At 65.4% G+C, this 11,387-nt stretch carries 10 protein-coding genes; all 10 read left to right on the top strand.

Going from position 1 to position 11,387, the window contains the following annotated elements; translation table 11 throughout:
• The first annotated feature begins 8 nt into the window (after positions 1-8).
• Entirely contained in the window at positions 9-935 is a 927-nt protein-coding gene (murB, locus tag K3163_RS10845) for a UDP-N-acetylmuramate dehydrogenase (RefSeq protein WP_247710195.1), read from the top strand.
• A 9-nt stretch (positions 936-944) separates the two neighbouring features.
• Positions 945-1,925: a D-alanine--D-alanine ligase gene (locus K3163_RS10840; protein ID WP_221554223.1), complete on the top strand. Its 981-nt coding sequence runs from the start codon at positions 945-947 to the stop codon at positions 1,923-1,925.
• On the top strand, positions 1,918-2,826 hold the full coding sequence (locus tag K3163_RS10835; protein ID WP_221554222.1) for a cell division protein FtsQ/DivIB: 909 nt from the start codon (positions 1,918-1,920) through the stop codon (positions 2,824-2,826). The genes K3163_RS10840 and K3163_RS10835 overlap by 8 nt, the downstream gene beginning before the upstream one ends.
• Entirely contained in the window at positions 2,823-4,124 is a 1,302-nt protein-coding gene (ftsA, locus tag K3163_RS10830) for a cell division protein FtsA (protein ID WP_425594721.1), read from the top strand. The genes K3163_RS10835 and ftsA overlap by 4 nt, the downstream gene beginning before the upstream one ends.
• A gap of 137 nt (positions 4,125-4,261) precedes the next feature.
• Positions 4,262-6,034 (top strand): cell division protein FtsZ, encoded by a 1,773-nt coding sequence (gene ftsZ / locus K3163_RS10825; RefSeq protein ID WP_221554221.1) that lies wholly within the window; start codon positions 4,262-4,264, stop codon positions 6,032-6,034.
• Positions 6,035-6,078: 44 nt separating this feature from the next.
• Positions 6,079-7,833 carry an SPOR domain-containing protein gene (locus K3163_RS10820; protein ID WP_247712660.1) on the top strand — a complete coding sequence of 585 codons (1,755 nt, stop codon included), beginning with the start codon at positions 6,079-6,081 and terminating at the stop codon, positions 7,831-7,833.
• A gap of 145 nt (positions 7,834-7,978) precedes the next feature.
• Positions 7,979-8,482, top strand: a complete 504-nt coding sequence (locus K3163_RS10815) for a type III secretion system chaperone family protein (protein ID WP_221427895.1) — start codon at positions 7,979-7,981, stop codon at positions 8,480-8,482.
• A 32-nt stretch (positions 8,483-8,514) separates the two neighbouring features.
• A complete protein-coding gene (locus K3163_RS10810) occupies positions 8,515-9,321 on the top strand; it encodes a pyrroline-5-carboxylate reductase family protein (protein ID WP_221554220.1) in 807 nt (268 codons plus the stop codon).
• Positions 9,322-9,432: 111 nt separating this feature from the next.
• The gene (locus K3163_RS10805; RefSeq protein WP_221427897.1) at positions 9,433-10,215 is read left to right on the top strand and encodes a Bax inhibitor-1/YccA family protein; all 783 of its coding nucleotides are present in this window, start codon (positions 9,433-9,435) and stop codon (positions 10,213-10,215) included.
• Between the two features lie 165 nt (positions 10,216-10,380).
• Positions 10,381-11,355, top strand: a complete 975-nt coding sequence (locus K3163_RS10800) for a hypothetical protein (RefSeq protein WP_221554219.1) — start codon at positions 10,381-10,383, stop codon at positions 11,353-11,355.
• The last annotated feature ends 32 nt before the right edge of the window (positions 11,356-11,387 follow it).

Below are 11,387 nucleotides of genomic sequence, written 5' to 3'. Positions count from 1 at the left end.
ATGACGGAATGGCGCCCGATTGCGCTGTCGAAGGCGGGATCGAAGCGCCTGTCGACACGTCCGGCCTGCGCGGCACGCTGACGCCCGATGCGCCGCTCGCCAAGCTCGTCTGGTTCAAGAGCGGCGGCAATGCCGACTGGCTGTTCGAGCCGGCCGATCTCGACGATCTCAAGAATTTCCTGTCCCGCCTCGACGGCACACTGCCGGTCATGGCGCTCGGCCTCGGTTCGAACATGATCGTCCGCGATGGCGGCGTGCCCGGCGTCGTGATCAAGCTCGGCAAGCCTTTCGCCAAGGTCGAAACGCATGACGACCACACGGTCACATGCGGCGGCGGTGCGCACGGCATCCTCGTTGCCAGCAGCGCGCGAGATGCGGGCATTGCCGGCCTCGAATTCATGCGCGGCATTCCGGGCACCGTCGGCGGCTTCGTGCGGATGAACGGCGGGGCCTATGGCCGCGAGGTCAGCGACGTGCTGATCGATTGCGAGGTCGTGATGCCCGATGGCCAGCTGATCACGCTGCCCGCCGCCGACCTCCAGTACACCTACCGCCATTCCGCGCTGCCCGATGGCGCGGTGGTCGTCGCTGCCCGTTTCCAGGGCGAGCCGGGCGATCCCGAAGCGATCGGCGCGAAGATGGACGAGATTGCCGAGGCACGCGAGAATTCGCAGCCGCTCCGCACGAAAACCGGCGGATCGACTTTCAAGAACCCGCCGGGAAAGAAGGCGTGGGAGCTGGTCGATGCGGCCGGTTGTCGCGGCCTGAAAATGGGCGGTGCCCAGGTGAGCGAGAAGCACACCAATTTCCTCCTCAACGTCGACAACGCGACCAGCGCCGACATCGAGGGGCTGGGCGAGGAAGTGAAGCGCCGTGTCTACGAGCATTCGGGCGTCGAGCTCGAATGGGAAATCCAGCGTGTGGGGCGACCGTAAGGACCGAATATGACCGATCTCCCCAAACTCCATGTTGCAGTCCTGATGGGCGGCTGGGCGAACGAGCGCCCGGTCAGCCTCATGTCGGGCGAAGGCGTCGCGAAGGCGCTTGAAGAACGCGGCCACAAGGTCACGCGGATCGATATGGACCGGCAGGTTGCCGCCCGCATCGCCGAAACCGCGCCCGATGTCGTGTTCAACGCGCTCCATGGCGTACCGGGCGAAGATGGTAGCGTGCAGGGCATGCTCGACCTGATGGGCATTCCCTACACCCATTCGGGCCTCGCCACCTCGGTGATCGCCATCGACAAGCAGCTGACCAAGCAGGCGCTGGTGCCGCATGGTATTCCCATGCCCGGCGGGCGCATCGTGAAGAGCGAGGACCTGTTCGAGCGCGATCCGATCGCACGTCCCTATGTGCTGAAGCCGGTCAACGAGGGCAGCTCGGTCGGCGTCGCCATCGTCACCGACGAGAGCAATCACGGCAATCCCATCGCACGCAGCGCCAAGGGGCCGTGGCAGGATTTCCCCGAGCTCCTCGCCGAGCCCTATATTAAGGGCCGCGAAATGACCTCGGCGGTGGTGGATTTCGAGGACGGTCCGCGCGCGCTTGCCGTGACCGAGCTGAAGCCCAAGAGCGGCTTTTACGATTTCGACGCGAAATACACCGACGGCATGACCGACCATATCTGCCCGGCGGATATTCCCGAAGACATCCGCGACCTGTGCCTCGAGATCGCATTGAAGGCGCACAAGGTGCTCGGCTGCAAGGGCACGAGCCGGACCGATTTCCGCTGGGACGAGGAGCAGGGCGAGGACGGTCTCTTCGTGCTCGAGACCAACACCCAGCCGGGCATGACGCCGCTCAGCCTCGTGCCCGAGCAGGCGAAGCACGCCGGCATCGAATATGGCGAGCTGGTCGAGACGATCATCGCCGCCGCACTGCGCGATCACAAGCGCAAGGGACCTGCCGGAGCCAAGGATGGCTAAGGTCAAGCGCAAGCCGACTGGCGTGCGCCGCTCGGCTGCGGCGCGCAGCCGCACGCAAAAGGCACGCGCCGCCAAGCGGCATACCTCTGGCCTTCTCGACCGCGCGATGGCCGCGCTGCCCTTCACCGAGGAGCAGTGGCACAAGTTCTTCATGGTCATGATCGCCGCGGCCGGCCTTACGGTCGCATGGTTTGCGGCCAGCTATGCGGGTGTGCCCGAGATAGCTCGGACTGAGCTTGCCAAGTCGGCGAGCCGCGCGGGCTTCGAGGTCGACCGTGTGCGCGTGACCGGCGTGGAGCGCCTCAGCAAGCAGGCCGTCTTCGAGCGTGTACTGGGCGAGCAGGACCGGCCGATGCCACTGGTCGAGGTCGATGCGATCCGCGATCGGCTGCTGGAGCTTTCCTGGGTGGCCGATGCCCGCGTCTCGCGACAGCTGCCCGACCTGCTGCGCATCGATATCGTCGAGCGTGAGCCGCACGCCGTAGTCCAGAAGCCCGACCGGCTGATCTTGGTCGATGCGAGCGGGCACGAGCTCGAGCCGATTTCGCGCGACGAGGCCGAGGGCATGTTGCTGATCTGGGGGCCGGGCGCGCAGAAGCAGGTCGCCGAGCTTGGCCGCCTGCTCGATGCCGCGCCGGCGCTCAAGCCGCAGATCGCGGGCGCCGAATGGGTCGGCAACCGCCGCTGGAACCTGCGCTTCAAGTCCGGCCAGTTGCTCGCGCTTCCCGAGGGCGACAAAGGGCCGGCCGCACTCGTGAAATTCGCCGAGATGGACGGCCGCAACCGACTGATCGGAGGCAAGGCGGTCGCGATCGACATGCGCGTGCCCGACCGTGCCTATCTGCGCTGCGCGGACGGGCCTTGCCCGCGCGAGATGAGCGCTGCGGTGGAGGGCGAATGATGGCGACGCCCGCGAACGCTCCCTTGCCACGCATCAGCCGCGTCTTTGCCGCGGTCAACATCGGCTCGTTCCGTGTGTCTGCCATGATCATGGGGCAGGCAGAGGACGAGGAGATGATCGTCCTCGGCTCCTCGCACCGCAGGGCCGAGGGCATCAAGCGCGGTTATGTCACCGACATGCGCGCCGCCACGCACGCAATCCGCAGCGCCGTGGAAACCGCAGAGGCGAACGCCAACACCAGCGTTTCGAGCGTATGGATCGGCTGCGCGGGCGCGGGTCTCTCCAGCAAGATTTCGAGCGTCGAGATCGCGATCGGCGGCAGGCGCATCGATGAAGACGATATCGAACACCTGCTGTTTGCAGCGCGCGACCATATCCAGCCCGACGGGCGCATGGTGCTCCATGCCCAGCCGGCGCACTACACGCTCGACGGTGCCCACGGCGTAGCCGACCCGACAGGTCTCCACGCTGAGGCCTTGGGGGTCGACATCCACGTGACGCTCGCCGAGGGCGCACCGGTCCGTAACCTGATCGAGGCGGTGCAAAGTGCCCATCTCGATGTCGAGGGTGTCGTCGCCAGTCCGCTTGCAGCGGCCCATGCATGCCTTTCCTACGAGGAGCGCGATCTTGGTGTGGCGCTGATCGAAATCGGCGCGCAGGTCACCAATGTCTCGGTCCACGCCGGCGGCATGCTGCTTGGCCTCAGGTCGATCCCGGTGGGGTCGAACGACATCACCGATGCAATCGCATCCTCGCTGGGTATCCGGCGCAGCCAGGCCGAGCGCCTCAAATGCGTTGCGGGCTCGGCAATTGCCACGCCGAGCGATCACCGTGAAATGATCCCGGTCAATGCTCCGGGCGACGAGACGGGCGGCCCGCTGGCACGCGGCGCCGACGAGCAGAACCGCATTCCCCGTGCCGAGCTCGTTTCGATTGTCACCGACCGTCTGGGCACGATGACCACCGAGATCGGCAAGGGTCTGAAAGCAATGGGATTTTCGGGTGCGAATGGTGGGCAGGTGGTCCTCACAGGCGGCGGAGCCGAGCTCCACGGGATTGCAGAATTCATGCAGGGCGCGCTCGGGCTGCCGGTCCGCGTGGGCAAGCCACCGGCGCTCCGTGGCCTTCCCGAAGCGCATGCGACACCCGGTTTCGCAACGCTTGCAGGCCTGTGTCTCTACGCGGTCGAGGACCCGGTCGATATTCGCACGGTCGGACCGAGTTACCAGCCGACCCGCCGCTATTCGGGCCTCGGGCTGGTTAACAGGGTCATGCAGGCGGTGCGCGAGTATTTCTGAGCCGCGCGGAATACCGCAGGAAACAACGCTTGGGCCTTGTGGATAAAGGCATTTAACCTTTGCATGCGAGATTCGCTTTGTGCCAAAAGGTGCAAGGACAGGCAGAAGCCGAAATTTATTCCCAAAGGGACCAGTAAATGAGCATCAATATCGGACCCGCTTCCAGCGACGACATGCGCCCCAAGATCATGGTTGTCGGCGTCGGCGGTGCTGGCGGCAACGCCATCGCCAACATGATGGACTCCGAAATCGAAGGCGTTGATTTCATCGTCGCCAACACCGATGCGCAGGCACTGGCCAGTTCGCCGGCTGAAAAGCGCATCCAGCTCGGTCCCGACATTACCGGCGGTCTCGGCGCAGGCGCACGCCCCGAAGTGGGCAAGGCCGCTGCCGAAGAAACGTTCGAAGACATCGAAGACGCGATGGAAGGCGTGAACATGTGCTTCATCGCTGCCGGCATGGGCGGCGGTACGGGTACAGGTGCCGCTCCGGTCATCGCGGAGGCTGCCCGCAAGAAGGGCGTCCTGACCGTGGGCGTCGTCACCAAGCCGTTCCTCTTCGAAGGCACGCGCCGCATGCGCGCCGCAGAAGCCGGCATCGACGAGCTGCAGAAGCACGTCGACACGCTGATCGTCATTCCGAACCAGAACCTGTTCCTGGTCGCCAAGGCAGACACCACCTTCAAGGAAGCCTTCGCGCTGGCCGACGAAGTGCTCCAGCAGGGCGTACGCTCGATTACCGACCTGATGGTGATGCCTGGCCTGATCAACCTCGACTTCGCCGACGTTCGCTCGGTGATGAGCGAAATGGGCAAGGCCATGATGGGCACCGGCGAGGGCGAGGGCGACAATCGCGCTCTCGAGGCCGCCGAACGTGCCATCGCCAACCCGCTGCTCGACGGTGTCAGCATGACCGGCGCCAAGGGCGTGATCATCTCGATCATCGGCGGCGAGGACATGAAGCTACTCGAAGTTGACGAAGCGGCAAACCACATCCGCGAGCTGGTCGACGAAGACGCCAACATCATCTGGGGTTCGGCGTTCAACCCCGAACTCGACGGCAAGATCCGTGTTTCGGTTGTTGCCACCGGTATAGAACAGGACGGTTCGACCGCCTCGGCGCAGCCGCGCAGCTTCTCGATGGCACCGCAGCGTGCACCGCAGCGCCCGGTCCTCGACCTTCAGGAAGACGCTGGCGAGGAAGAGCCGTTCGAACTGAGCGAAGGTCTCTCGGCCGAGCCCGAGCCTGTCGCCGCTCCCGAACCGCAGGCTGAGCCCGAGCCGGAGCCGGTTGCGAGTTTCGAAGAAGAACCTGCCGAAGAGCCGTTTGCCGAGGAAGGTCTTTCGCCGGCCGACGCGGGCGATTTCGGCCACGACGACGATGACGTAGACGGCATCGTCGACCCGCTCGCCGGCATGCGCGAAGAAGAAACCGCGGAATTCGACGACTACGCGGATGAAGGCAGCGTGCCTCCTCCCGCGGACGACAGCGGCTTCGGCGAAGCCGGTGAAGTTTCCGAAGGCTGGACCGACGAGAACGACGGCAACACTCCGCCGCCGCTCGACCTGTCCGATCCGATGGACGACGGGCAGGGCGGCGAGCTCGAGCTCGGTGCCGACCAGATCGCCGAGGGCCAGAGCCCGCTGGCAACCAAGCCAAACCGCGGTCCCGCCGCAGGTGGCGGTTCCGAAGGCGGAGCAGCAGGTGGTGCTGGAGCGGCCGGTGTAGCAGGCGCCGCGGGCGCTGCAGCAGGTGGCGGTACGCCGCAGGGCAGCACGCTGTTCGAGCGGATGGCAAACCTGTCGCGCGGTTCGGGTGCAGTCGAAGATGACGAGGACGAGGATGATGACGAGGGCGGCAGCGGCGCACTCAACATCCCGCGCTTCCTCGGTCGCCAGAACAACCAGTAAGAAGGCCTGAACCTTCGCGCCCCCTGGTGCGTTTGAAAGGCAACATGGTTCGCAAGTCTCGTATGTATTGGGCGGCCGGCGTAGCCGCCTCGGCACTGGTCGCAGGACTGGTTCCTGCTTCGGCGCAGGAAGTCGTGCAGGCCCTGCCTGCGCCCGGGGCACAGGAACTGGGCGATGCGCTCCAGCGCCTTGCGCGCAATTCGGGTGACGTCGCGGCGCTCATCGATGCCGGGGAAGCCGCGCTCAAACTGGGCGATATCGCCGCTGCGATCGGGTTTTTCGGCAGGGCAGAGGATATTGCTCCTTCCAATTCCCGCGTCTCGCTGGGCCTTGCCCGCGCCTATACGCGCTCGCGCCGACCGGTCGAGGCACTCAGGCTCTTCGCCCGTGCAGAGCAGGGCGGAGTCGCCGAAGCGACCATGGCGGCGGATCGCGCGCTCGCATTCGATCTCGTGGGTGACAATGCTAGCGCGCAGGAACTCTACCGACTGGCGCTGTCCGTAGAAGACGATCCCGAGGTGCGCCGCCACCTTGCACTGAGCCAGGCAATTTCGGGCAACAAGCCTGCTTTCGAGGCGACCCTGCTGCCGCTCCTCGAGCAAGGCGACCTTGCCGCGTTCCGCACTCGCGCTTTCGGCCTCGCGATCCTCGGCGAAGCGGATGCCGCGGTCCAGATCGCCAACGACATGATGCGCGCTCCCGCCGCGAACCGTATCGAGCCCTATCTGCGCTACATGCCGCGACTGACCTCGGCGCAGCAGGCCGCCGCCGGATCGCTGGGCGTTTTCCCGCGCACTGCGCTGATCGGGCGGGACGATGCCGATATCGCTGCATACGAGGGATCGTCGGCGGCCAGCGTGCGCAATGCCGATGCCTCGCTCGCGCCGAGCGGTCCGGCTCTCGGCCGGGTGCGCGAGGAACAGGAACGCCGCACCCGCCGCGCTTCCGATCCGCTCGAGCGCACACAGTTGCGCAGGAGGCCGCAGCAGGCTGCTGCAGAGCCCGCCCCGAGGCCGACGCCGACACCAACTCCGACTCCTGCGCCGGCCCCGCCGCCGCCTCCTCCTCCTCCGCCGCCACCTCCGCCGCCACCAGCGCCGGCCCAGAGCGTCGATGACGCATTCGCCAATTTCGACCTTGCGGCAACGGGGACGACGGCGCCGCGCACCGGAGCGGTCGACATCACCGCCATCGAGGCACCGCGCGAGGTGGACGAGCCGTCACCGCCCGCAGAGCCTGCCCGCCACTGGGTGCAGGTCGCCACGGGCAGGGATATCAGCGCGCTCGGTTTCGACTGGCGCCGGATCAGCCGCAACGCCGGCGGCGAATTGTCGGGCAAGAGCGCTTTTACCGCCCCCTGGGGCGAGGCAAACCGGCTGCTAGCAGGGCCCTATGGCAGCGCCTCCGAGGCAAGGGATGTCGTCAGCCGGTTGAGGGCCAATGGCATCGATTCCTTCCCCTTCAGCAGCGCCGAGGGCGAGCGTATCTATCCGCTCGAAGGCGCACCTGCCGCACCCGTGGTCGAACGCCATCCCGAGCGCCATTGGGTGCAGGTGGCAACGGGCCGCGATCTGCGCGCACTTGGGTTCGACTGGCGCCGGATAGCGCGCAATGCGCAGGGCGCGCTCGACGACAAGGGCCCGTTCACCACGCCGTGGGGCGAGGCGAACCGGCTGCTTGCGGGGCCCTTCGGCAGCCGCGACGAAGCGCGCGCAATGGTCAACCGCCTGAATGAACTGGGGATCGATACCTTCCCCTTCACCAGCGAGGACGGGCAGGAAATCTCCGAGCTCGACTGATTTGCGCCGCTATCCGTAAACCGGTGCTTGTGCACAGGGTTTGCACAAGCGGCTTGGTTTCTCCCCAAAAGCCTGCGGCGGACCGATTGCCAATCGGCGGGGCTGTTCGGCACATGGTTGCCATGAGCTTGAGAAATCGCCCCTGATGCGCGCCGTCGACGCCAAATTCGAAGTCGAGGAAGACGCCGCACCGCTCGATATGCTGGTGGCGCTGTTCGAGGCGCGTGGCTGGCCTTGCGAGGCGACTGCGGAGGAAATCAGCGGCGAAATCCAGGGCAGCTGGGCGAAGTACCAGCTGCGCGCGATCTGGCGCGGCGAGGACAATGTGCTCCAGATCCTGTGCCTGCCCGATATCCGCATCTCCAACGAGAAGCAGGCAGCTGCGCAGGAACTCGTGGCGCTGGCGAACGAGCAGATGTGGCTCGGCCATTTCGATATCTGGTCGAACGGTGGCGTGCTTCTCTATCGCAACGGCACTCTGCTCGGCAGTGATGGACTGCTCGGTCTCGACCAGGCGCAATCGCTCGTGGAGATCGCGGTCGAGGAGTGCGATCGCTTCTACCCCGCCTTCCAGTTCGTGCTCTGGGGCGACAAGGATCCGCGCGACGCCCTCAAATCGGCAATGGTGGACGCCGCCGGAGAGGCTTGAAGCTGCCTTCCAGCGCACTACAACTGCCGCGCATGGACATTCTGATCTACGGTTACGGCACCATGGCCGGTGCGATGGTCGACGGCTGGCTTCGCGCAGGCATGGATCCGGCGCGCATCACCGCATACAATCCGCGCCCGAAGAACGTGCCCCAAGAGATCACCTTCACGACCGAAATTCCGGATCGGTCGTTCGATGCGGTCGTGCTGGGGTTCAAGCCGCACATGCTGGGCGATATCGCACCCGGCATGGCGGGCGTGGTGCGCGGCGGGATCGTGCTCTCGATCCTCGCCGGCGTGGAGCTAGAAACCCTTGCCGAAGAACTGCCCGATGCGCGGGGCTGGGTGCGTTTCATGCCCAATCTCGCGGTGGCGCTGGGCAAGTCGCCCAATGCGCTGGTCGCACGGGGACTTGGCGAGAGCGACCGGGCTGCGGTCACTGCGCTCGCGGAGGATCTCGGGAGCGCCGAATGGCTGCCCGATGAAAGCCAGTTCGAGCTGGTGACCGCGCTCGCCGGATCAGGGCCTGGCTTCGTCTATCGCTTCATCGATGCGCTCGCATCGGCCGCGAGCGAGCTTGGCCTCGAAGAAGCCCAGGCACAGCGGCTAGCAGTGCAGATGGTCGATGGGGCGGGCGCTCTTGCCTCGGCTTCGGAGCATTCACCGCGCGAGCTTGCAAGCCGCGTCGCGAGCCCCGGTGGAATGACCCAGAAGGGCCTCGACGTGCTCGATGATGGCGGCGCGCTGGAGAAGCTGATGACGAACTGCCTTGCCGCAGCGCGCGATCGCGGGATCGAAATGGGACGGGAAGCCCGTAAAACTGCCGGAAAAGACAGTTAAATTCCATTAGGTACATGCCTTCCGGTTTCGCTTGAAATTATACTGTTTAACACCGATATTGTTCGCAGAAGCGAGGCGCGTATTCGTCCCTCGCGCTAGGGAGAATTTGTAATGGCCGATTGGAACGACACCGACCGTTCACAGCACGCAACGTCCGTGCCGCGTGCGGGCGACGCCGTTGCGCGTGGCACCACCTTCGATGCTGGCCTGCGCCAGCACATGCTTTCGATCTACAACATGATGGCCTCGGGCGTGCTGCTGACCGGCATCGTCTCGCTGCTGTTCGTCAACACCGCGCTGTTCGAAGCGGCCTTCAACGTCGTGCAGACGCCCTATGGCCGCTCGCTGCAGGTCACCGGCCTAGGCTGGGTGATCAAACTTGCTCCGCTCGCCTTCATCCTCGTGATCAGCTTCGGCGGCGTAGCGCGCTTCAGCAAGACCACGTTGCAGGCGATGTTCTGGGGCTTTGCGGTCCTGATGGGCCTCTCGCTCTCGACGATCTTCGCGATCTACACCGGTGAATCGGTCGCTTCGGCATTCTTTGCCGCTGCCGCCGCATTCGCGGGCCTGAGCCTGTTCGGCTACACCACCAAGAAGAACCTTTCGGGCTGGGGCAACTTCCTGCTCATGGGCCTGATCGGCATCATCGTGGCCATGCTGCTCAACGCCTTCGTCTTCCAGTCGGGCGCGATGGGCCTGGTGATCTCGATCCTCGGCGTGCTGATCTTCGCAGGCTTCACCGCCTACGACACGCAGCGCCTGAAGAACGAGTACCAGTACCTCCGCGGTACCGAGATGGCAGGCAAGGCTGTCGTAATGGGCGCCCTCAGCCTCTATCTCGACTTCATCAACCTGTTCCTCTTCCTCCTGCAGTTCCTCGGCAACCGCGAGTAATCGCGCACCATTGAACGCAGGCGCAAGACGCTTGATCGTGCCCGGGGCGAAACTCTCGCCCCGGGCATTTTCTTTGCCGACTGATATGGCTAGGAAACTTCCAGCTTCATCCCTCGTCAATGCGTGATGAGAGAAGATGGAATACCAAAGGAGGGTCGGCGCACCGTGAGCCGTAGTTCGAACCAGACCATTCGCCTTGCAGCGCTCGCTGCAGGCCTTGCAGCACTTGCAGCCTGCGCACCGCCACCGCCGCCGCCACCGCCTCCTCCCCCGCCGCCTCCGCCGCCGCCGGCAGTAGTCATCCCGCCGCGCCCGACCCCTCCGGGCGGCGCGACGAACAGCATGACGATCCCGATGGTTGCCGCCACGGGCGTGCGCCAGACGGTCAATGCGAACCTGACCCCTGCGCAAACGACGTGGAACCTGCGCAGCGCGCTCAACGTGGCTGCGCTCAACTGCCAGGCGCCCAAGCACGCGATGCTGGTCGACAATTACGCCAAGAAGCTGAAGGTCCACGCGCGCGAACTGTCGGCGACGAACCGTGCGCTGCAGAGCGAGTTCCGCCAGCGTTATGGTGCGACCTATCGCGACGTGCAGGATTCCTACATGACGCAGGTCTACAACTACTTCGCGCTTCCGCCCGCAAAGGACGAATTCTGCGACGTGGCCTATGAGGTCAGCAATGAGGTCGTGACCGTCGCTCCGGGCGATCTCGAAGTGTTCGCGGCCAGCGCGCTGCCCCGTATCGAGGCCGTGTTCGAGGACTTCTTCCGTGCCTACGAGAAATACCGCGTCGATCTCGCCGCCTGGGATTCGCAGTACGGCCCGCCGACGGTAACCACCACGGTGCAGGGTTACACCAACCCGCTTGACCCCAATGTCGAGGTCGAGCCGGGCGAAACGCTGGTCGGCACCATGCCGGCGACCGCGCCGGTCACGGCGCCGGGTGAACCCCAGGCACCGGTCGACCTGCCGCCTGCGTCCAGTCAGACCCCGGTCGTGATCGCTACCGATGAAACGGGCGCCGACGGCGAGCCGGTCGTCACGCTCCCGACCGAAGGGCCGATCTTCCAGTCGGGCGAAGTGGTGCAGGGCGCCGATAATCCCGGACCCGACGATACGCCCGATCCGCAGAGGTGATCAGGCCTGACATAGTGATTTCAGGGGCGGCA

Source organism: Qipengyuania xiapuensis (assembly GCF_019711395.1).
GTDB classification, from domain to species: Bacteria; Pseudomonadota; Alphaproteobacteria; order Sphingomonadales; family Sphingomonadaceae; genus Qipengyuania; species Qipengyuania xiapuensis.
Note: the sequence above shows the minus strand (reverse complement) of the source record. Positions and strands in the feature narration are given on the sequence as shown.